Raw genomic sequence first — 21814 nt, forward strand, 5'->3', positions numbered from 1 at the left:
AAGTCAGGAGTCTATATAATGGCGAAATATCTGTCATAGGATTGACCGGAATAGCTGCCGGGCCAACGGCTAGAGCAACATATTGGCAGCATTTTCAATATGCATCATTTCAAAGGGCACTTTCATGAAACGTCACCTTATTCTTCTTGGCGCCATTCTGGTACTGAGTGCTTGCTCCTCCACTCCCAGCAGTGAATATACGAAAGCGGGTGCCTCTGAAGCCCAGAGAACAGATGCCTTATCCGAGTGCCAATATCAGGTCAAACTCAACAGGATCGAGGATGAAGAGCAGGCAGAGCTGATCAACCTGTGCATGCAAGGCAAAGGCTTCCGTCTGACCCCGGTTGAATAACCCCCTATGACCGCCTGAAACAATATCTGCCCAATGTAAAAAGCCCCATATGATGACCATGTTTGGGGCTTTCAATCCTTAGGCAGCAATGGAAAGGCCGCAATCAATCAACCTATGGCCAAGATCCCGACTCTCACCTTGCTGTCGCCGCCATCTCCTCGCCAAGGCCGTGGCGCCTCAAAGCACGATGCCGAGCTGCCGTTGCAACTGCCGTTTCCCCTTGGGGGTCAGGGTCAGTTCACGGCTCTCCAGCCCGCGCACCAGCCACCCCTTGTCCAGCATATGGCTGAGCAGGCGGGCACCAAGCTGGCCGCCAAGATGCATGCGTCGCTCGCTCCAGTCGAGACAGTGGCAGGCAAAGGGGCGCTTGCCAGTCGCCATGCAGTCGATGCCAAGCTGACCGAGATGCTGCTCCCCCTGCGGGGTCAGCCCATAGCCCTCAGCCTCCAGCCAGCCTTGGCTCATCAGGCCGTCATGGAGCCTCACCCCCAGCTCGCCCGCCAGATGGTCATAACAGCTACGAGCAAAGCGCAGCCGCTCCGGGGTCTTGCTCCTGAGCGCCCCCGTGCCCATGTCCACCAGCCCCATCAGTTGCTCCACCACCAGCGCCACTTCATGGCTCGCGATGCGGTAGTAGCGATGTTTTCCCTGCCGGACACAGGCCGTCAGCCCCTGCTGCTGGAGCCGGGCCAGGTGGCTGCTGGCGGTTGACGCCGACACCTCGGCCATCAGGCTCAGCTCGGTCGCCGTCCAGGCACGCCCATCCATCAGGGCGCACAACATGCGGGCGCGGCTGCCATCGGCGATGGCGGCCGCCACCTGCGCCAGGCCTTGTTCCAGGCTCTCCTGTTTGCTCATCTCGCTACTCTCTGCTTGCCCCTGTCATTGCCACTCTGCCGTGACCCTGCGGGCCTTGTCGATGTCGTCGGTAACCAGGATCAGCTGGTTGGCATGGTCGCTGTACAGGATGATGATGTTGACCGAGGCATCCCCCAGAGCGCTACAGATGGCCCCCAGCTGCCCCGGCACCTCCTGCTTGAGGCGGCGCACCAGCACCTCGCGCACCGCCACCACCTCCAGCCCCCCTTGCTCGGCGGCCCGGGCCGCAGCGGCACCATCTTCCACCAGAAAGTGGGCATGACCTGCGCCCCCCAGGGCGAACATGCCGCCCCCTTCCAGGCTGACACCGGCCCGCCCCATCAAGCTCCCGAACTGCCCCAGTGTGCCCGGGTTATCGGGCAGCATCACGTGAATATCGTACATCCCTGCTTCTCCTTGGTGACTCGAGTCCGCAGAGTAATGCCATGGCCGGGGCAACGCTTCGATGGCGGACGAAGTGTCCACCCCTTCTGCCCGTGACGACCCAAGCAAAACGGCGCCCGAAGGCGCCGCTTTTTCTGCATACGATCACAAGGGATGCCGATCAGCCGGTATAGACAGGCAGCAGCCCCGCCATGTTGAGCAGATGGAAGGCGGCGGTCAGCACCCCGAACAGGATCACCAACCCTATCATCAGGATACCGCCGGGAGCGCGGAAGCCCGCGCTGCCATCAGGCGCCGCCTTGCGCACCTTCCAGGCCAGCAGCGGCGGTATGATGCAGGTCCACAGGGTGGCCACAGCGCCCGCATAGCCGATGGCCACCAGGAAGCCGAACGGGAACAGCAGGGAGAGCACCAGAGGCGGCAGGAAGGTGACGCCCCAGGACTTGGCGCGACCGGCGCGACTGTTGTCGAACTTGAACAGGTCCGCCAGATAGTCGAACACCCCCAGGCCCACCCCGATGAAGGAGGAGAGAATGGCCGCCATGGAGAAGGCGTTGAGGGCATTGGCCACCGCCTTGGATTCGATCACCGAGCCCAGGGCCTTGAGCAGGGCATCCACGTTGCCCCCCTGCTCGATCACCGGACCGAACTCGCTGCGGGGCAGGTTGCCGAACACGCTCACCAGCCAGATGAGGTAGAAGGTGAGGGCGATGACGGTCCCACCCAGGATGGCGCGGCTGGCGCGGCGCTCCTCGCCGTAGTAGGCCCGCATGGACGACACCGAGTGGTGATAGCCGAAGGAGGTGAGTGCCACCGGCAGCATCACTAGGGCATAGGGGGCGTAGTGGGTCTCACTGCCGACTCTGTCGAGCAGCAGGTCGAGACGAATGTTCATCGACAGTCCAGAGATGCCGAAGGCAAAGCTCAGCCCCATCAGGATCACCAGCAGCACGGAGATGCGATCCACCGCCCGGGTGGAGTGCCACACCAGCACGGAGAAGACCAGGGTGAACAGCACGGAAGCCCAGTGGCTGCCCATCCCCGTCATGCCATCTATGATGAGACCGGCCGAGGTGATGTAGGCGTAGAGCAGTATGCCGCCGACGAAATAGACGCTGAGGTTGTTGAGGGCATTGACCTTGTTCCCCAGCAGATCCCGGGTCACGGTATCGAAGGAGACGCGCAGCGGATAGCCCTTGTAGGATTCGAGCAGCATCCAGCCAGAGACCGTCATCACCACCATGGTCAGCGCCACCGCGAGCATGGACCAGAGGCTCCAGGCACCCGCGCCCGCACTCGGCAGTCCCAGCATACCGGCTCCCACACAGACGCCGGCAATGATGCATGCCCCGCCCACCAACGATGGTTTCTGTTCCATTACTCCCCCAAACGGATTGTTGACTGGTCACGGCGCGCCGCCGTGCTTCTCCTGCGTTCGCCAATGCTGGCGCCGGGGGACTTTACCCTTCATGCCTTCGGGTATCAAATCCGGGGGCGAATTGATGGGAAATGGGGGCGATATACGGCCATTGCTCCCCTGTTCGGGGTGGTTCAGGCGCCAGACACCACAGGGGGCGCCCGCAGGCGCCCCCTGTCGGCTTGCCGGAGGGTTGAGGTCAACCGGTATAGATGGGCAGCATGCCCGCCATGGCCATCAGGTGGAAGATGGCCGTCAGCACCCCGAACAGGATGACGGCCACCACCATGGGTTGGCCACCGGGGGCCTTGAAGCCGCCCCCTTGTGGCGCCAGCTCCCGGGATTTCTTCGCCAGCAGGGCGGGGATGATGCAGGCCCAGACGGTCGCCGCCGCCCCGGCATAGCCGATGGCCACCACGAAGCCGAAGGGGAACAGCAAGGAGAACACCAGAGGCGGCAGGAAGGTGACGCCCCAGGACTTGGCACGGCCCTGGCGGCTGTTGTCGAACTTGAACAGATCCGCCAGATAGTCGAACACCCCCAGGCCCACCCCGATGAAGGAGGAGAGGATGGCCGCCATGGAGAATAGGTTGATGGCGTTGGATATCCGCTTGGATTCGATCACCGAGGCCAGCGCCCCGAGCAGCACATCGACGTCGCCCCCCTTGGCGATGATGGGGCCGAAGGCATTGCGAGGCAGGTTGCCGAAGATGCTCAGCAGCCACAGCAGGTAGAGCGCCAGCGCGATCAGGGTACCCCCCAGGATCGCCTGCTTGGCCTTCTGCTCCTCGCCGTAATAGGCCCGCATCGACGCCACCGAGTGGTGATAGCCGAAGGAGGTGAGCGCCACCGGCAGCATGGCCAGGGCATAGGGCGCCTGACCCAGCTCCTCGGTGAGGGAGTGGAACAGCATGGTCGCGTCTATGTTGGCGGCAAGGCCCGACACCCCGAACACGAAGCTCAGTACCATAAAGGCGATCAAGACGACCGAAATCCGATCCACAGCCCGGGTCGAATGCCAGACGAAGCAGGAGAACACCAGCACGAACAGCACCGAGGCCAGCTGGCTATTGATGCCGAGCAGGCCGCTCAGGATCAGACCCGAGGAGGTGATATAGGCGTACAGCAGAATGCCGCCGACGAAATAGACGGTCAGGTTGTTGAAGATATTTATCTTGTGACCGAGCAGATCCTTGGTCACCGAATTGAAGGAGGCAGTCAATTCATAGGGTTTGAAGGCTTCCAGCAGCATCCAGCCGGAGACCGTCATGATGATCATGGTGAGAATAATGGCCAGCGAGGACCAGCTGGTCCAGGCGCCCGCCCCCGCACTCGGCAACCCCAGCATGCCGGCGCCGACACAGACGCTGGCAATAATGCAGGCCCCTCCCGTCACGGATGGTTTTGATGTCATGTGTTGTCACTCCCGAAATTTCACAGAGCTGTGAAAAAAAAGGGGCACCTGATTAAGTGCCCCTGACTCGTTATGCTTCTATTAATTTTTCACTCTTCTTGCTGACCGCCTGACCCTGAGGCTCGATCTCCTTCAATCTGGCGGTGAAGTGGCGCAGCACAGCCGGCTCATAAATAAAGTCGAGCCCCTTCACGTTCCTGGCGTTCTTCTTCACCTCGCCGAAGGCCTCGATGACAAAGTCCATGTGGGTCTGGGTATAGGTGGCGCGCGGTATGGTGAGGCGCAGCAGCTCCGCCGGGCAGGGGTGCTGCTTGCCGGTAGCGGGATCCCGCCCCAGCAGCAGGGAGCCTATCTCCACCGCCCGGATGCCGGCCACCTTGTAGAGCTCGCACGCCAGGGCGTGGGCCGGGAACTGATCCGCCGGGATGTGGGGCAGCAGCTTGCCGGCGTCCACGAAGGCCGCATGGCCCCCCGCCTGCTGGCACACCACGCCTATGGCCTCCAGGCCGTCTACCAGGTACTGCACCTGGCCGATGCGGTAGGCCAGCCAGTCCTGGCGCATGCCGTCCCGCAGTCCCACCGCGAGCCGCTCCATGGCGCCCCCCTCCAGACCGCCGTAGGTCGGGAAACCCTCCTGCACCACGCAGAGAGTGCGACACTCTGTGTAGACGTCCAGCATGCTGTCGTCCTTGAAGCAGAGCAGGCCCCCCATCTGCACCATGGCATCCTTCTTCGCCGACATGGCGAGGCCGTCGGCGTACTTGTAGGACTCCATGGTGATGGCCTCTATGCTCCAGTCGGCATAGCCGGGCTCGCGCTGCTGGATGAAGTAGGCGTTCTCGGCGAAGCGGGCCGAATCCATGATGACGGGAATGTCATACTTCCTGGCGATCTCGTAGACCGCCTTGAGGTTGGCAATCGACACCGGCTGGCCCCCGGCTGAGTTGCAGGTGATGGTGCTGACGATGTAGGGCACGTTGGCCGGACCCGCCTCCAGGATGGCCTCCTCCAGCTTGACCAGATCGAAGTTGCCCTTGAAGTCGGCGGTGACCGAGGTGTCGAACGCCTCCTTGGTGTAGACGTTCTTCGCCACGCAGCAGTTGATCTGGGTGTGGCCCTGGGTGGTGTCGAAGAAGTAGTTGGAGAGCGCCACCATCTTCTTGCGATCCAGTCCCTTCTCCTGCTCCCGCTTCTTGATCAGCACGGGGATGTAGATCTGCTCGGCGCCGCGCCCCTGGTGGGTGGGAATGGTGAGCGAATAGCCGAAGATCTCCTGCACCGCCCGCTGCAGGGCGTAGTAGCTGCGGCTGCCGCTGTAGGCCTCGTCACCGCGCAGCATGGCGGCCTGCATGTCCTGGGTGATGGCACCGGTGCCGCTGTCGGTCAGCAGGTCGATGAAGACATCCTCGCTGTCCAGCAGGAAGGGGTTCATGCCCGCCCTTATGATGGCCTCCTCCCGGTAGGCGCGGGTGGTGCGCTTGACCGGCTCGATGACACGAATGCGGAACGGTTCGGGAAGATGCTTGAAGTTTTCCATGGATAGACACCCTAGCTTTAAATATTCAGGATGAGTCTCATCACCCGCCATCAATAATGGTTGGCAGCTGGCGAATAATGAGATCGGGTGCACGACATCGCCTCGCCAATAAATAAGGCGAGCGCCAGTGCAGATTATTTCAGATCAGGAATTCAGACGGACTCGTTGCATCCATATAAATGCACAAGCGCCGCGGGGGATATTACAGCGGGAAGAAGAAAGCGATTTTATGATCCAGGGTAAACCACTTGGGTGAGGTGATCATGATATTCATGTTGTTGCTCATCTGGTTGAAATTAACAACGACCAATAACGCAATCCATTATGGGGGGCCCCGCCCAAGGATCAATTGCGACATGAGCAATTTGGGATGGCGCTAACAGTTTGGCGGGGGATTTTTATACACCCCCGCCGACGGCTCAATGATTCAACCAGGGCAGCCGCTGCAGCAACTCGTAGCGGTCGGCGAGCGGCGTCTGGCTGACCCAGAACTCCAGCAGGCCGTAAGCGAGCAGCGGCAACACCAGCAGCAACAGGCAGAGCAGACCCAGCAGCCACTGGGGCTCCAGCCTGCGTGCCTTGCTGCCCAAGTACAGTGCATCGGCGCTTTTGGGGCAGGCGGCGACGCAGCTCATGCAGCTGCTGCACTCGAGGCTGTGCACCGCGATCAGCTGGTGCACCTGGATGCGGGACGGGCAGGCCCGGCTGCACCTGTCGCAGTCATGGCCAGCACTTCGCAGGCAGCGGTCCGGGTCGCGGCGAATGCGCAGAGGTGTCAGCAGGCCGAGTAAAGAGAGCCAGGCGCCATAGGGGCACAGATAACGGCAGAACCCTTGCCGGAAGCTGGCGGTGAGCAGCAGCACCCAGCCAAGGCAGAGGCCCAAGATCAGGGTCAGGTTGAAGAAGAAGGCCCCCATCTTCATGTCCGCCGCCTGATGGTAGGGGCTGGCGAGGTAGCCGGGCAGGGCGGCGCCTGGCACCGCGATCAGCACGATAAACAGCAGGAAAGCCAGCACCAAAAACTTCTGGGCCCGCAGCAGCCAATCCAGCCAGCGGGGCGGCACCCACTCCCCCGGCAACAGGCGAGTACGCAGTCGGTGCAGCCACTCACCCACCAGCCCAAGGGGGCAGAACCAGGCACAAAACGCCCGACCCAGCAGCAGGGCCGACAGGCAGAGCACCAGCACAGTGATGGTGGCCGCCGGATGGTGCGGATCCACCAGCCCCTGTCCGAGCCAGGCCCGCAGCCCCAGCCCGCCGGCAATGGGCAGGAAGCCGTCCACCACATCCGGACGCACCAGCCAGGGGGGTATCCCCTGCCCCAGCTGCCAGATATGGATGCCGTACTGCACAGTCACCAGCCCCCAGCAGAGCAGCAGCAGCTGGCGGGCCTGGGCCCGCAGCGACTGGCTGTTGATCCCGCCGAGTACCGGCAGCGGCCGGTATCTGTGCCACAGGGCGAGGGGGACGACCACCAGCCCCAACCCGATCCAGAGCAGGCTGTCCGCCACCAGCAACCAGAGCATGAGCAGCAGGCCGAGGGCAAGACGCCACTGCCAGCCCGATCGCGCCTGCCACGCCAGCAGCACCAGATAGACCAGGCCAGCCACCATGGTCATGGCTTCAATCAGGCTCATGCATCTCCCTCACAGAACTCATTCGGATAAGGGGACAGGATAACGAACATCTGAGTTGATTATTTTGATCTGCATGGGCAGAGGGGCCATTCACCCGGATTGGCCCCACCCGTTCTCACCCTTTGCGGCTGTTGAACCTTATTATTTTCGGCTGTTGAACAGGGGTTGATCCGACGAACCCTGCTCGGCCCAGAAGTGGATATTGAAGCGGGCATCTTCCGACAGCTCGACCCTGTGCCAGTACCGGGGCGGGCTGGTGGCAAACTGCCCGGCCCGGATCACCAGACTCAGCTCCGGCTCCTCGGCCTGTTCGTCGGCAAAGCCGTGATAGGTGACGGTGCCCTCCATCACGCAGAGCTGGCCGAACACCCCGGCTGCCGTGTTGTGGTGACTGAGCAGGGCCTGGGGCACGTTGGCGCGGGTGAAGAAGGGGGTGGAGCAACGAACCACCCAGTGGGCGGGAATAAGGTGCAGTGACATAGACATTCTCCTCAGATGGCCGGTCTGCCCGGCCTTGAATAGTTGGCGGATCAGCGGGGCAGCAGGCGCAGCAGCGGGAAGGCGGCGCTCATCTGATCCCCACCCACCACGAAGCCGCACAGCGCGCCATCCTCGCCACGGGCCTCGGCCACCAGGCCCTGGCTGTTCCAGCGGCACTGCCAGGCGAGATCCTCGCCCTTGGTGCGGCCCGCCAGTTGCAGCGGATAGCGCGGCGTCTTCACCTTTATCAGCATGGGGGGCAGGATAAGCGGGGTCGGGGTACCGAGCAGGGTCTTGGCCAGGGCATTGGCCCCCAGCACTATTGGTTGCAGGAAGGGAAGCAGCTGACCCCGCCACTGCACGCAATCCCCCAGTGCGAAGATATGGGGATCGCTGGTCTGCAGCCGATCGTCGACCAGGATGCCGCGCTCCACTGCCAGCCCGGCCCCACGGGCCAGGGCCAGATTCGGCCGCAGGCCGATCGCGGCGATCACCAGATCCTGCTCGCAGGTGCGCCCGTCGGTCAGGTTGACGCGCCAGCCATCCCCCGGCTGGGCATCCATCTTGGCGAGACCCGTCCCGAATTGCAGGCTGACCCCCTGACTGCGCAGCGCCTGTTGCAACGGCTGGGTCAGGGTGGCGGGCAGCAGGTTGCCGAGGGGGCTGCCCGCCAGATCCACCAGGGTGACCTCGCGGCCGTCGCTAGCCATGTCCATCGCCAGTTCGCAGCCAATCAGCCCGGCCCCCAATATCATGATGCGTCTGGCCTGCTGGATCAGCCCCTCGGCGGCGGCGTACTCCTGCTGGCTGTTGAGGGTCACCAGATGCTCGCTGCCCGGTATCTCGGGGCGCACCGCGCTGGCGCCGGTGGCCAGCACCAGCTGGCCGTAGGGGAAGCTGCCCTGCGAGGTCAACAGGGTGCGCCGGGCGGGATCTATGCCGAGAACCTGGCAGTGGGGCAGCAGCGCTATGCGCTGTTGCTCGGCAAAGTCGCTGCCGCTCAGCCGGGTCATGGCGGCGGCGGCGCAGCCTCGGCTCACCACGTGGCTGAGATCCGGCTTGTTGTACTCGTCGCCGCTGTCGGCGGTGATGAGGCGGATGGGCTGTTCACCATCCAGCTTGCGCAGGCTCTTGACCAGCTGCTGGGCGGCGAAGCCGCTGCCGATCACCACTATCTCCCGGCTGATGCCGGCGTCATTCGGAGTGACTGCGTTCATACACAGGCCTCCACGGCGCAGGGCTCGAAGACCTCCTTGCCGATGCCGCAGCCCGGGCAGAGGAAGCTGTCAGGTACCTGGGCCCAGGGAGTGCCCGGTGCCACCAGCTGATCCGGCTCCCCCAGTGCCGGGTCATAGACCCACTGGCAGACGGTGCAGAGCATGGGCTGATCGTCATCCCATTCAGCGGCGACCGGTGCGGCTTGCGGCGCCTTGGCCACAGCAGCAGGCATCACAGGGGCAGGCGTCACCGCCGCCTGGGTTGTGGAAAAAGCTGGGACACCCACCTCAACTCCTACCTCAACTACCGGAGCCGCTGCGACGCTAGTTGTGATGATCGGACGGGGCGCGTCCAGCGGATGCAGGGCCCACTGGCGGGCGAGCTGGCGACCGTGCTCGCGGCACTGTGCCAGGGCCGAGCCATCCGGGCGCCACTTGGCCTTGAGGGAGAGGCTGATGTCGAAGCCCGCATCCATCAGCCGGGTCTGGATCCTGTCCACCGCGCCGCCGGTCCAGCCGTAGCTGCCGAAAGCCGAGGCGCGCTTGTTTCTGAAGCGCAGGCCGGTGATCTCCTCGAGCATGCCAGCCACCTTGGGCATCATGACGTTGTTCATGGTGGAGGAACCCACCAGTATCCCCTTGGAGCGGAACACCTGGGTCAGGATCTCGTTCTTGTCGTGGCGCGCCACGTTGAAGATCTTCACCGCCACCCCCGGGTCCACCTCGTGGATGCCCTGGGCGATGGCGTCCGCCATCATGCGGGTATTGTTGGACATGGAGTCGTAGAAGAGGGTGATGCGATCCTCCTGATAGTGGTCAGCCCACTCCAGATACTTGAGGATGATCTGGGTGGGATCCTCGCGCCAGACGATGCCGTGGGAGGTGGCCACCATGCTCACCGGCAGGTTGAAGCCCAGCACCTCCTGGATCTTGGCGGTCACCAGGGGGCTGAAGGGGGTGAGGATATTGGCGTAGTAGCGCTGGCACTGCTCCATCAGCTCGGTCTGATCCACCTCGTCGTTGAACAGGTGCTCGTCGCAGTAGTGCTGGCCGAAGGCGTCGTTGGAGAAGAGCACCGCGTCCTCTGTCATATAGGTCATCATGCTGTCGGGCCAGTGCAGCATGGGGGTCTCGATGAATACCAGCTGCTTGCCGTTGCCGATATCCAGACTGTCACCGGTCTTGACTGGGTGGAAGTTCCACTCCGGGTGGTGATGGTGGCCTGTGATGGAGTCGATGGCGTTGTGGGTGCAGTAGATGGGGGTGCCCGGGATGCGGGCCATCAGCTCGGTCAGGGCGCCGGCGTGATCCTCCTCGGCGTGGTTGATCACCACATAGTCGATGGAGGCGAGATCTATCTCCGCCGCCAGGTTCTGCACGAACTCACGGCTGAACTTGTGATCGACGGTATCGATCAGCACGTTCTTCCCTTCGCGGATGAGGTAGCTGTTGTAGCTGGTGCCCTTGTGGGTCTTGTACTCGGTACCGTGGAAGTCGCGCACCTCCCAGTCCCGTTGGCCGACCCAGTGGATGTTGTTCTTGACGTGAATGCTCATCAGGCAGTTCCTCAGCAGGCAATAGTGAATGTGTGACTGAATTCCCTATTGCAGCGGACGTGCCAACTTATAACCTATTGTTTTTACTAGATTACAATATCTGTCATTGTCATTTAGACAACCCCTCTCTATAGTCAAAATCACAAACACACTGTCATTTGGACAATCATCGTGATCTCGACCGACAGCCTGGCGCGCATCGCCCTCGACCTGCAACTCGGCATCTCCCACCAAGACAGGTTCCACCGTCTGATCCAGAGCGTGCGCAGCCTGCTGCACTCGGACGCCTCTGCCCTGCTGCGCTACGAGGGGGGCCAGTTCATCCCGCTCGCCATCGACGGCCTGATGCAGGACGTGCTGGGCCGCCGCTTCGCCCTCAAGGATCACCCGCGCATGGAGGCCATAGCCCGGGCTGGCGACGTGGTGCGCTTTCCCGCCGACAGCTCCCTGCCCGACCCCTACGACGGCCTGATCCCGGATCACGACGACTTCAAGGTACACGCCTGCGTCGGCCTGCCGCTCTTCTCGGATCAGACCCTCATCGGTGCCCTGACCATAGACGGCATGAACCCGACCCAGTTCGACGGCATCAGCGACGAGGAGTTGCGGCTGGTGGGGGCCCTGGCCGCCGCCGCCCTCAGCAACGCCCTGCTGCTGGAACGCCTCGCCCGCCAAAGCAGCGAGCCCCTCGCCTCAGCCCCCCATGCCGAGGGCCAGCCGGAGATGATAGGCCACTCCCCCGCCATGGCCCGGCTGCGCCACGAGATAGACGTGGTGGCGAGCTCGGAGCTGAACGTGCTGATCCTGGGGGAGACCGGGGTCGGCAAGGAGCTGATCGCCAAGGCGGTGCATCAGGGCTCACCCCGCGCCGGCGCGCCCCTGGTCTATCTCAACTGCGCCGCCCTGCCGGAATCCGTGGCCGAAAGCGAGCTGTTCGGTCACGTGAAGGGGGCCTTCACCGGCGCCATCCACAACAGGGCGGGCAAGTTCGAGCTGGCCGACAAGGGCACCCTCTTTCTGGACGAGATTGGCGAGCTGTCGCTGGCGCTGCAGGCCAAGCTGCTGCGGGTGCTGCAATACGGGGATCTGCAGCGCATAGGTGACGACACCCCCCTCAAGGTCAATGTGCGCATCCTGGCCGCCACCAACCGGGATCTGAAGCAGGCTGTGGTCGAGGGGCAGTTTCGAAGCGATCTCTACCACCGGCTGAGCGTCTTCCCGATCCAGGCCCCGGCGCTGCGGGAGCGCCCCGGCGACATTCCCCTGCTGGCCGGTTATTTTTGCGAACGCTGCCGGGTCAGCCTGGGGCTGGAGCGGCTGCGCATCCTGCCCGGGGCGCTGGCACTGCTCGAGGGTCACGACTGGCCGGGCAACGTGCGCGAACTCGAGCACGCCATCCACAGAGCAGCCGTGCTGGCCAGGGCCGAACAGGGCAGCCAGTCCCCGGCCCTGGACGCCCAACACTTCAATCTGGGGGCGGCGGTCTCGCCGCCGCCTGCCGCCAGCACGGCCACCCCGGCCCCGTCCGTCGCCACCGGCCTCGGCCTGCGCGCCGCCACCGACGCCTTCCAGCTCCAGCTGATAGAGCAGACCCTGGCGGCCCAGGACGGCAACTGGGCCGCCACCGCCCGGGCGCTGGCGCTGGACGGCGGCAACCTGCACCGGCTCGCCAGGCGGCTCGGCCTCAAGGCCTGAGGGGCGGCGCCGGGCCCCAAAAACAAAAACCCCCTCGCGAGGGAGGGGGTTTGGGGACAACCGAAGTGGCGATCAGCGCAGGGACTTGACCGAGCGGCGAACGATCAGCTCGGGCTGAACCGTCATGGACTCGACTTCCAAGGCCTTGTTGCGGATCCGGCTCACCAGATGCTGCACCGCCAGCAGGCCCAGCTCGGCCTTGGGGTGGCGAATGGTGGTGAGCGGCGGGCTGGAGAAGCGCGCCATCTCCACATCGTCGTAGCCGATCATGGAGATATCGTCCGGCACCTTGACCCCGGCTTCCCAGGCGGCGCAGATGGCACCGATCGCCATAGGATCGTCGAAGGCAAACACCGCCGTCGGGCGGGGCTTGAGGGCCAGGATCCGCTGCATGGCGTCGTAGCCGCTCTGGCTCTCGTAATCCCCTTCAAAGATCTGCTCGTCCTTCAGGGTCAGGCCATGCTCGCCCAGGGCGTCACGCACCCCGTCCAGCCGCTGCTGGGTGGTCGGCTTGTCGATCTGGCCCGTGATGCAGACGATCTCGGTGTGACCCTGCTCCAGCAGATGACGCACGGCCAGGCGCGCACCAATGCGGGCGTTGTCGTTGATCACGTTGGCAAAGTCGCACTCGGTTCCCCAGTCCAGTACCACCTGGGGCACGTTCTTGTGGATCCGCAGCATGTCCCGCAGCGGGGTGTCGATGTCGGTCCCCAGCACCAGCAAGCCGTCGACCCGCTTCTCCATCAACATGCGCAGATAGTGCTGCTGACGGGGGGGCTGGTTCTCGGTGTTGCACAGGATCAGGCTGTAACCCTGTTCGAAGCAGTAGGCTTCCACCCCTTGCACCACTTCCGCAAAGAAGGGGTTGGCACTGGTGGTGACCAGCATGCCTATGGTCTTGGTCGAGTTGATCTTGAGGCTGCGCGCTACCGAATTGGGCGCGTAGTTGAGTTCTGCCACCGCCTCAAGCACTTTCTGGGTTGCATCTTCGCTGACCCGACGGGTGTGATTGAGTACATGTGAGACGGTGGAGATGGATACGCCTGCCCTGGAGGCGACATCCTTGATAGTGGCCATCTCTGTCTCCTGAATAACAAAGGCGGAACAGTAGCAGATTTCCCGAATAAAGGCTTGGTTTTAACGAGAGCTGCCAGCGAATTGTCAATCTTGGCTAATCTAGGCGGTCATTTCTTTTTGCGCAAACGGAATTTGGTCAAAATGAGAGCGGACGCAGAATGAAATATCGTCAGTTTTTTACTCTGAAAATTGTCACCGTGACAATTTGTTGTCAGTATGTTAATCGACATCCACAATATTAAACTCCAAAATATAAACTTAAGCAGGGTATTTGTTTCATAAATGCCCTACCCAAGCCGTTCCGGTTAGTATCTTTAACATCTTGTTATTGCACAGCGAGGAATGATAGAACCTTATCTATTGCCGGGCTGGCGGGACACAGGCTCGGAATGACACACGGAAAATGAAACAATCCACTGATTAAGGGACGAATCAATGAATAACTTGAGCAAAATGGCAGTCAGGGCAGCGGTTTCTTTGGCTCTGTTTGGATCAGTCTCAATGGCCAATGCGGCCGATACCATCAAGATTGGCATCGCCGGCCCCCTGACCGGCCCGGTCGCCCAGTACGGTGACATGCAGTTCACCGGCGGCAAGATGGCGGTCGAGCAGATCAACAAGGCGGGCGGCATCAAGGGCAAACAGATCGAAGCCGTCATCTATGACGACGCCTGCGATCCCAAGCAGGCCGTGGCCATCGCCAACAAGGTGATCAACGACGGCGTCAAGTTCGTGGTCGGCCACCTCTGCTCAGACAACACCCTGCCCGCTTCCGACATCTATGAAGATGAAGGTGTGCTGATGGTGACCCCGGCCTCCACCAACCCCAAGATCACCGAGCGTGGCTACCAGCTGACCATGCGCACCATTGGCCTGGACAGCGACCAGGGCCCGACCGCCGCCAAGTACATCATCGAGCAGGTCAAACCCCAGCGCGTTGCCGTCATCCACGACAAGAAGCAGTACGGTGAAGGCATCGCCTCCAGCGTCAAGGCGGCGCTGGACAAGGCTGGCGTCAAGGTAGTGGCATTCGAAGGCATCACCGCCGGGGACAAGGACTTCTCCGCCCTGATCGCCAAGCTGCAGAAAGAAAACGTGGACTTCGTCTACTACGGCGGCTACCACCCGGAGCTGGGCCTGATCCTGCGCCAGGCTGGCGAGAAAGGCCTGAAAGCCAAGTTCATGGGTCCGGAAGGTGTGGGTAACAAGGACATCTCCGCCATCGGTGGCCCGGCCTCCGAAGGCCTGCTGGTCACCCTGCCGAACAAGTACGACCTGCTGCCTGCCAACGCCTCCATAGTAGAAGCCTTCAAGGCCAAGGGTCAGGACTCCTCGGGTCCCTTCGTCTGGACCACCTACGCGGCCATGCAAGCTCTGGCAGCCGGTATCGCCAAGGCGGGCGAGGATGATCCCGCTGCCGTGGCTGCCGCCATGAAGGCCGCACCGATCGACACCGTCATGGGTCCCCTGACCTGGGCACCGAATGGTGACCTGAAGGGCTTCGAGTTCGGTGTCTTCCAGTGGCACGCCGACGGTACCTCCACTCAACTCAAATAATCTGCCGGTCGGGGGTGACAAGCGTCACCCCCTCCTTTCTTTGCGGGCAAGTACAGGGAACGCAGTATGTCCGAACACCTTCTTTATCTGGTTCAGCAGCTGCTGAACGGATTGACCATAGGTAGCACCTATGCGTTGATCGCCATCGGCTACACCATGGTCTACGGCATCATAGGCATGATCAACTTCGCCCACGGCGAGGTCTACATGATCGGCTCCTATGTCGCCTTCATGGTGATGGCCGGGCTCATGATGATGGGCATCGACAGCACAGTGCTGCTGCTGGGCGGCGCCTTTCTGATCAGTATCCTCATCACAGGCAGCTATGGCTGGACCATAGAGCGGGTCGCCTATCGCCCGCTGCGGGGCGGCAATCGCCTCATCCCCCTCATCTCCGCCATCGGCATGTCGATCTTCTTGCAGAACATGATGCGAATGGCCCAGGGCTCGCGCGATATCGCCATGCCCACCCTGATCTCCGGGGGTTGGACCCTGGGCGGTGAGGAGGGCTTCCAGGCCAGCCTCTCCTACATGCAGCTCATCATCTTCGTGGTGACCTTCATCACCATGCTGGCGCTGACCCAGTTCATCAACCGCTCCCGCATGGGCCGCGCCTGTCGCGCCTGTTCGGAAGACATCAAGATGGCCAACCTGCTGGGCATAGACACCCATGTGGTCATCTCCATCACCTTCGTGCTGGGGGCCGCCCTGGCCGCCGTCGCGGGCGTGCTGCTCGGCATGTATTACGGCGTCATCAACCCCTATCTCGGCTTTATGGCCGGTCTCAAGGCGTTTACGGCAGCGGTATTGGGCGGCATCGGCAGCATTCCTGGCGCCGTGATCGGCGGCCTGCTGCTCGGCGTGGTCGAGGCGCTCACCGCCGGTTACCTCAGCACCGAGTACAAGGATGTGATGGCCTTCGCCCTGCTCATCTTCGTGTTGCTCTTCATGCCCACCGGCATTCTCGGCCGTCCGGAAGTGGAGAAAGTCTGATGAAACGTCAATTTATCCATGCCTGCATCGCCAGCCTGATGCTGCTGGTGCTCTCCTTCTGGCTGCTCGGCTTCAAGCTGGAGACCGATGGCTCCCGCCTGCTGGTGGTGAGCCGGCTCGATGTCTCCCTGGCCTGGCTGCTGGGGGGCGCCACCATCGTCTTCTGGTTCCAGATGCTGCGCGGCCAGATCAGTCGCCTGTTCCAGGCCTCCATCAGCGGCTTCTCCGTCGGCTTCACCAAGCTGGTGCTGCCGAGCCCGGAGGAGGCGCCAAAGCTCTACAACCTCACAGCCATCCTGGTGCTGTTGTTTGCGGTCAGTTGGCCCTTCATGGCGTCCCGCGGTGCCATCGATCTCGCCACCCTGGCCCTCATCTACATCATGCTGGGGCTGGGGCTTAACGTGGTGGTGGGCCTCGCCGGCCTGCTGGATCTCGGTTACGTCGGCTTCTACGCGGTCGGCGCCTACAGCTACGCCCTGCTCAACACCTACTTCGGCCTGAGCTTCTGGGAGTGCCTGCCCATCGCCGGCCTGATGGCGGCCACCTTCGGCTTCCTGCTCGGCTTCCCTGTGTTGCGGCTGCGGGGGGACTATCTGGCCATAGTCACCCTGGGCTTTGGCGAGATCATCCGCATCCTGCTCAACAACATGACCACCCTGACCGGCGGCCCGAACGGGATCTCCGGCATTCCCAAGCCGACCCTGGGCGGCCTGGAGTTCAACCGCACCGTCAAGGACGGCGGCTGGGAGACTTTCCACGAATTTTTTGGCATCACCTATAACGCCAACCACAAGGTGATCTTCCTCTACCTGATGGCGCTGGTGCTGGTGGTGGCGACCCTGTTCGTCATCAACCGCCTGCTGCGCATGCCGCTGGGCCGGGCCTGGGAAGCGCTGCGGGAAGACGAGATCGCCTGCAAGTCGCTGGGGCTCAACCCCACCATCATCAAGCTGACCGCCTTCACCATAGGCGCCTGCTTCGCGGGCTTCGCCGGCAGCTTCTTCGCCTCGCGCCAGGGCTTCATCAGCCCGGAGTCCTTCGTCTTCATCGAGTCGGCCATAGTCCTCGCGATCGTGGTACTGGGGGGCATGGGCTCCCAGATCGGGGTGGTGCTGGCAGCCATCGTCATGACGGTGCTGCCGGAGCTGGCCCGTGAGTTCAACGAGTACCGCATGCTGATGTTCGGCCTCTTGATGGTGTTCATGATGATCTGGCGGCCGCAGGGACTGCTGCCCATGAGCCGACCCCATATGGAGCTGCGTAAATGAGCAAGCTGAACAATACCAACAACAAATTGCTCGACGTCTCTGACCTGTCGATGCGCTTCGGCGGCCTGTTGGCGGTCAACGGCGTCAAGCTGGATGTGGACAAGGGCGAGGTGATCTCCATCATTGGCCCCAACGGGGCGGGCAAGACCACCATCTTCAACTGCCTGACCGGTTTCTACCGCCCGACCGGCGGTACCATCCGCTACCGTGGCGAGGAGATCCAGGGGTTGCCCGGCCACCTCATCGCCCGCAAAGGCATAGTGCGCACCTTCCAGCACGTGCGCCTGTTCAAGGAGATGACGGCGGTGGAGAACCTGCTGGTGGCCCAGCACAGGCATCTCAATACCGGCTTCATCGCCGGTCTGTTCAAGACCCCGAGCTTCCGCCGCGCCGAGAAAGAGGGGCTGGAGCAGTCCGCCTTCTGGCTGGAGAAGGTGGGTCTCAAGGATCTCGCCAACCGTCCCGCCGGCAACCTGGCCTATGGTCAGCAACGCCGCCTCGAGATCGCCCGCTGCATGGCGACCCGGCCCGAGCTGCTGATGCTGGATGAGCCGGCCGCCGGCCTCAACCCGCACGAGACCGACGAGCTCAACGACCTCATCTCCAACCTGAGGGACGAGTTTGGCGTCTCGGTACTGCTTATCGAGCACGATATGAAGCTGGTGATGGAGATCTCCAACCGCATCTTCGTGGTGAATCAGGGCACCCCGCTGGCCCATGGCAAACCGGAAGAGATCCGCAACAACCCGGCCGTGATCAAGGCCTATCTGGGCGAGTCGTAAGGAAATCAAGATGTTAGAACTTCGCAACGTATCGACCCACTACGGCAAGATCCAGGCGCTGCACGACGTCAGCGTCGAGATAAAAGAGGGGGAAATCGTCACCCTGATCGGCGCCAACGGCGCCGGCAAGACCACCCTGCTGATGACGCTCTGCGGCGAACCCAAGCCCAGCAGCGGCAGCATCTGGTTCGAGGGGGAGCAGATAGACTCCCTCAGCACGGCCCGCATCATGCGCAAGGACATCGCAGTGGTGCCTGAGGGGCGCCGCATCTTCGCCCGCCTGACGGTGCAGGAGAACCTGCTGATGGGGGCCTTCTTCGTCGACAAGGCCGAGCAACCTGCCCTGCTGGATCAGGTGTTCACCATGTTCCCCCGGCTGCACGAGCGGCTGGAGCAGCGGGCGGGCACCATGTCCGGCGGCGAGCAGCAGATGCTGGCCATAGGCCGGGCCCTGATGAGCAAGCCGCGCCTGCTGCTGCTGGACGAACCCTCCCTGGGGCTGGCCCCCATCATCATCCAGCAGATCTTCGACACCATAGAGCAGCTGCGCCAGAAGGGGATGACCATCTTCCTGGTGGAGCAGAACGCCAACCAGGCGCTCAAGCTGGCGGATCGGGGCTATGTGCTGGAAAACGGCCGGGTGGTGCTGCAAGACACGGGGGCGGCCCTGCTCGCCAACCCGGCAGTGCGCCAGGCCTATCTCGGCGGCTGATCATGAGCAGGACAGAGGCAGGGCCGGACAGACACAGCTTCTGGCACGACCCTGCCCTGCCCTTCATCGAGGCGCGGGCGGTGCAGGATGGCCGCCACGTCTGCTACGACAAGCACAGCCACGCCCACTTCTCCATCGGCGCCATCACCGGCGGCCACAGCCACTACCTCAACCAGCGGAGCCTTCAGGAGGTCGGCCCGGGTTCCCTGGTGCTGATGAACCCGGAGGAGGTGCACGCCTGCAACCCCATCGCCGACCAACCCTGGTCCTATCTGATGTTCTACCTCGACACCGACTGGCTGCGCAGCCAGCAGGAGGAGGCCGGCCTCGGCAGCGAGTTTAGGCCCTTCGACATGACGGCGAGCCGGGATCCCCTGCTCTACCAGGGCTTGCAGCACCTCCATCACCAGTTGGTGCAGGCGCCGGATCCCCTGGCCCGCGAAGTGGCCTGCCACCTGTTCAGTCGCCAGTTGCTGGCCAGGCTCACCCCGGCACGCTGGGACGATCGCCCGCCCCAGCACCTGCAGCGGGCCGCCGAGCTGATGCAGGACGACAGCGCCAGCCCCCTCAGCCTGTCACAGCTGAGCGCCGTTGCCGGGCTCACCCCCTCCCACTTCGTGCGCGCCTTCAGCCAGCATTACGGCATGACCCCCCACGCCTATCTGCTGGACAGGCGCATCCGCCACGCCCGCACCCTGCTCAAACAGGGGCAGCCCCTGGCCGAGGTCGCCCTGGCCAGCGGCTTTGCGGATCAGGCCCACTTCCAGCGCCAGTTCAAACGCCGGGTCGCCGCCACCCCGGGCCAGTACAGGACCCAGCTCGCCCGTCAGGCTGAACGCACCAGATAGGCGGCGCTGAGCAGCAGCAAGAGTGCCATGGCCCGGTTGAACCAGCGCAGTCGGCGAGGCACCAGCAGCAGCCCCTGCATGCAACTGCCGGCATAGGCCCAGCAGGCGATTGAGCCGAGGCAGATCACCAGATAGACAGAGGTAAACAGGGCTATCTGCCCCAGCCCGCCCGCGACCCCGTAGGCCCCCATCCCCATGCTGGCCGCCAGCCAGGCCTTGGGGTTGAGCCACTGCATCAGGGCCCCGTACCAGAAGGCGGGTGGCGCCCCCGCCCCCTGTCCACCAGCAGCTGCCAGGCCATGTAACAGAGAAAGAGCACGCCGCCCCAGTGGATGGCGCCCGCCGCCACCGGCCACCGGGACAGGGCACCACCGAGGCCCAGCCCCATCAGCAGGAGCAGCAGTATGAAGCCGAGGGTTGCTCCCACCACGTGGCACAGGCTGGCCGGGAAGCCGTAGCGAGCGCCGGTGCCGAGGGCGACCAGGTTGACTGGCCCCGGGGAGATGGACATGGCCAGGGCAAACCCGGACATGGACAACAACAGACTGATTTCCATGGATGATGCTCACGCAAAGGATTGAGCCACCAGCCTATCCGGCACGCCCGGGCCGATATTGAAGGAAATTGCGATCCCGCGGCACATGGCAAGGCACATTGCGGGCTTAGCGCTAGCCACGGCTTGCGGTAAACTGGCCCTCAATCATCTATTTGCAGGACATCTCAATGGACCAGTTTGCCCATATCAGCGCCCAGGATGCCCACCAGAAGCTGGAGGCCGGTGAGGCCCGTCTCGTGGACATTCGTGATCCCCAATCCTTCGAGACGGCCCACGCGGTCGGCGCCTTCCACCTCACCAACGGTTCCCTGGTTCGCTTCATGAACGAGGTGGACTTCGACACCCCCGTCATAGTGATGTGCTATCACGGCAACAGCAGCCAGGGAGCGGCCCAGTATCTGCTGCAACAGGGCTATGACGCCGTCTACAGCCTGGACGGCGGCTTCGAGGCCTGGCGCAGGGAGTTCCCGATCCAGGCAGGCGACGCATGACAGGGGCGGGCCACTCCTCCCCGGCCGGCATGATCCAGCTGCTGGTACTGGGTGACGCCCGCATGGCCCAGGCGCTGGTGGATTACCTCGCCACCCTGGGCATCTCGTGCGAGCTGACCCAGTCCGAGCTCGGCGTCTCCGTCTGGCTGGCGGACGAGCAGCGCCTCGCCCAGGCCCAGCTGGAGGTGAAGCGCTTCCTGGCCGAGCCCAATCACCCCCGCTATATGGAGGCCTCCTGGCAGTCCGGCCGGGCGGATGCCCGCATCGACTACAGCAAGGGGATGACGGATCCCGTCACCGACTTCCTCCATCAGGCAGGCCCCCTGACCCTGGTGGTTATCATCGCCTGCCTGGCCATCTATGCCCTCGACGCCATAGGCCTGCCCATCTTCGACGAGCTGGCGTTCCACCCGACCCTGGCCCAGTTCACCGACTGGCAGGCCTGGCGCTACGTCACCCCGGCCTTTATCCACTTCTCGGTGCTGCACCTGGTGTTCAACCTGCTGTGGTGGTGGTATCTCGGCGGCCAGATCGAGCAGCGGCTCGGCAGCGGCAAGCTGTTTATCCTGCTGCTGGTCGGGGCTGCGCTGCCCAATATCGCCGAGTTTTTCGTGAGCGGCCCGCGCTTTGGCGGCCTCTCCGGGGTGGTCTATGCCCTGCTCGGCTACAGCTGGCTGCGGGCCAGACTGCAGCCCGCCTGCGGCCTCACCATGCCGCCGGCCCTGATGGGCTTCATGCTGATCTGGCTGGTGCTCGGCTTCTTCGACATGCTCGGCACCCCCACCGCCAACATGGCCCATCTGGTCGGCCTGCTGGTCGGTCTGCTGCAAGGCTGGCTGGACAGGCATCACAGACCGGCGTGAGACCTGGTTGTCGGCAAGTCTTTCGACCTGCTCGGCAGCCATAGCGACCGCCAACATGGCCCATCTGGTCGGTCTGCTGGTCGCGGCCTGCTGCAAGGC

At 63.2% G+C, this 21814-nt stretch carries 21 protein-coding genes and 1 pseudogene; 10 read left to right on the plus strand and 12 right to left on the minus strand.

Annotated features, from left to right (window positions below):
- Positions 1-124 precede the first annotated feature (124 nt).
- Positions 125-352, plus strand: coding sequence for a lipoprotein (locus ACF2JD_RS18155; protein ID WP_290030727.1), 228 nt, complete (start codon positions 125-127; stop codon positions 350-352).
- A 177-nt stretch (positions 353-529) separates the two neighbouring features.
- Here ACF2JD_RS18155 and ACF2JD_RS18160 read toward each other — a convergent pair whose 3' ends face one another.
- From ACF2JD_RS18160 to norV, 10 genes are all read right to left on the minus strand, one after another.
- Positions 530-1210 carry a metalloregulator ArsR/SmtB family transcription factor gene (locus tag ACF2JD_RS18160; protein WP_440987918.1) on the minus strand — a complete coding sequence of 227 codons (681 nt, stop codon included), beginning with the start codon at positions 1208-1210 and terminating at the stop codon, positions 530-532.
- A 24-nt stretch (positions 1211-1234) separates the two neighbouring features.
- Positions 1235-1615, minus strand: a complete 381-nt coding sequence (locus tag ACF2JD_RS18165; protein ID WP_440987919.1) for an amino acid-binding protein — start codon at positions 1613-1615, stop codon at positions 1235-1237.
- 160 nt (positions 1616-1775) lie between these two features.
- Positions 1776-2993: an aromatic amino acid transporter gene (locus ACF2JD_RS18170; RefSeq protein ID WP_025328806.1), complete on the minus strand. Its 1218-nt coding sequence runs from the start codon at positions 2991-2993 to the stop codon at positions 1776-1778.
- A gap of 238 nt (positions 2994-3231) precedes the next feature.
- Complete coding sequence (locus ACF2JD_RS18175; RefSeq protein WP_440987920.1) at positions 3232-4446, minus strand: aromatic amino acid transporter; 1215 nt, start codon at positions 4444-4446, stop codon at positions 3232-3234.
- Positions 4447-4516: 70 nt separating this feature from the next.
- Positions 4517-5983 (minus strand): tryptophanase, encoded by a 1467-nt coding sequence (tnaA, locus tag ACF2JD_RS18180; RefSeq protein WP_411634137.1) that lies wholly within the window; start codon positions 5981-5983, stop codon positions 4517-4519.
- Between the two features lie 202 nt (positions 5984-6185).
- Positions 6186-6269: a tryptophanase leader peptide gene (gene tnaC, locus ACF2JD_RS18185; protein WP_080675260.1), complete on the minus strand. Its 84-nt coding sequence runs from the start codon at positions 6267-6269 to the stop codon at positions 6186-6188.
- 133 nt (positions 6270-6402) lie between these two features.
- On the minus strand, positions 6403-7620 hold the full coding sequence (locus ACF2JD_RS18190) for a 4Fe-4S binding protein (protein ID WP_440987921.1): 1218 nt from the start codon (positions 7618-7620) through the stop codon (positions 6403-6405).
- Between the two features lie 141 nt (positions 7621-7761).
- Positions 7762-8100 carry a DUF1971 domain-containing protein gene (locus tag ACF2JD_RS18195; protein ID WP_440987922.1) on the minus strand — a complete coding sequence of 113 codons (339 nt, stop codon included), beginning with the start codon at positions 8098-8100 and terminating at the stop codon, positions 7762-7764.
- Positions 8101-8150: 50 nt separating this feature from the next.
- Positions 8151-9317 (minus strand): NADH:flavorubredoxin reductase NorW, encoded by a 1167-nt coding sequence (gene norW / locus ACF2JD_RS18200; RefSeq protein WP_440987923.1) that lies wholly within the window; start codon positions 9315-9317, stop codon positions 8151-8153.
- Positions 9314-10873, minus strand: a complete 1560-nt coding sequence (gene norV / locus ACF2JD_RS18205; RefSeq protein WP_440987924.1) for an anaerobic nitric oxide reductase flavorubredoxin — start codon at positions 10871-10873, stop codon at positions 9314-9316. Before norV ends, norW begins: the two co-directional genes overlap by 4 nt.
- A 171-nt stretch (positions 10874-11044) precedes the next feature.
- On the opposite strand from norV, the gene norR reads away from it, so the two are divergent.
- Complete coding sequence (gene norR / locus ACF2JD_RS18210) at positions 11045-12568, plus strand: nitric oxide reductase transcriptional regulator NorR (RefSeq protein ID WP_440987925.1); 1524 nt, start codon at positions 11045-11047, stop codon at positions 12566-12568.
- Positions 12569-12640: 72 nt separating this feature from the next.
- Here norR and ACF2JD_RS18215 read toward each other — a convergent pair whose 3' ends face one another.
- Positions 12641-13645, minus strand: coding sequence for a substrate-binding domain-containing protein (locus ACF2JD_RS18215; protein WP_106885418.1), 1005 nt, complete (start codon positions 13643-13645; stop codon positions 12641-12643).
- A gap of 435 nt (positions 13646-14080) precedes the next feature.
- Between ACF2JD_RS18215 and ACF2JD_RS18220 the strand changes: the two genes are divergently transcribed.
- The 6 genes from ACF2JD_RS18220 to ACF2JD_RS18245 all read left to right on the plus strand — a co-directional run bounded on the left by ACF2JD_RS18220 (position 14081) and on the right by ACF2JD_RS18245 (position 19805).
- The gene (locus ACF2JD_RS18220) at positions 14081-15202 is read left to right on the plus strand and encodes a branched-chain amino acid ABC transporter substrate-binding protein (RefSeq protein ID WP_162520030.1); all 1122 of its coding nucleotides are present in this window, start codon (positions 14081-14083) and stop codon (positions 15200-15202) included.
- A gap of 66 nt (positions 15203-15268) precedes the next feature.
- Positions 15269-16195, plus strand: a complete 927-nt coding sequence (livH, locus tag ACF2JD_RS18225; protein WP_111913037.1) for a high-affinity branched-chain amino acid ABC transporter permease LivH — start codon at positions 15269-15271, stop codon at positions 16193-16195.
- On the plus strand, positions 16195-17463 hold the full coding sequence (locus ACF2JD_RS18230; protein WP_163155228.1) for a high-affinity branched-chain amino acid ABC transporter permease LivM: 1269 nt from the start codon (positions 16195-16197) through the stop codon (positions 17461-17463). Before livH ends, ACF2JD_RS18230 begins: the two co-directional genes overlap by 1 nt.
- Positions 17460-18245, plus strand: coding sequence for a high-affinity branched-chain amino acid ABC transporter ATP-binding protein LivG (gene livG, locus ACF2JD_RS18235; RefSeq protein WP_440987926.1), 786 nt, complete (start codon positions 17460-17462; stop codon positions 18243-18245). Before ACF2JD_RS18230 ends, livG begins: the two co-directional genes overlap by 4 nt.
- 10 nt (positions 18246-18255) lie before the next feature.
- Positions 18256-18957: an ABC transporter ATP-binding protein gene (locus ACF2JD_RS18240; RefSeq protein ID WP_106885413.1), complete on the plus strand. Its 702-nt coding sequence runs from the start codon at positions 18256-18258 to the stop codon at positions 18955-18957.
- Between the two features lie 2 nt (positions 18958-18959).
- Positions 18960-19805 carry an AraC family transcriptional regulator gene (locus tag ACF2JD_RS18245; protein WP_289981135.1) on the plus strand — a complete coding sequence of 282 codons (846 nt, stop codon included), beginning with the start codon at positions 18960-18962 and terminating at the stop codon, positions 19803-19805.
- Here ACF2JD_RS18245 and ACF2JD_RS18250 read toward each other — a convergent pair.
- Positions 19784-20361: pseudogene (locus ACF2JD_RS18250) on the minus strand (LysE family translocator). The gene ACF2JD_RS18245 and the pseudogene ACF2JD_RS18250 sit on opposite strands and share 22 nt — an antisense overlap.
- A 167-nt stretch (positions 20362-20528) precedes the next feature.
- Between ACF2JD_RS18250 and glpE the strand changes: the two are divergent.
- On the plus strand, positions 20529-20852 hold the full coding sequence (glpE, locus tag ACF2JD_RS18255; RefSeq protein WP_025328822.1) for a thiosulfate sulfurtransferase GlpE: 324 nt from the start codon (positions 20529-20531) through the stop codon (positions 20850-20852).
- 29 nt (positions 20853-20881) lie between these two features.
- On the plus strand, positions 20882-21715 hold the full coding sequence (glpG, locus tag ACF2JD_RS18260) for a rhomboid family intramembrane serine protease GlpG (protein ID WP_411634144.1): 834 nt from the start codon (positions 20882-20884) through the stop codon (positions 21713-21715).
- The last annotated feature ends 99 nt before the right edge of the window (positions 21716-21814 follow it).

The sequence above is a fragment of the Aeromonas ichthyocola genome, from assembly GCF_046087985.1.
Taxonomy (GTDB): Bacteria; Pseudomonadota; Gammaproteobacteria; order Enterobacterales; family Aeromonadaceae; genus Aeromonas; species Aeromonas rivipollensis.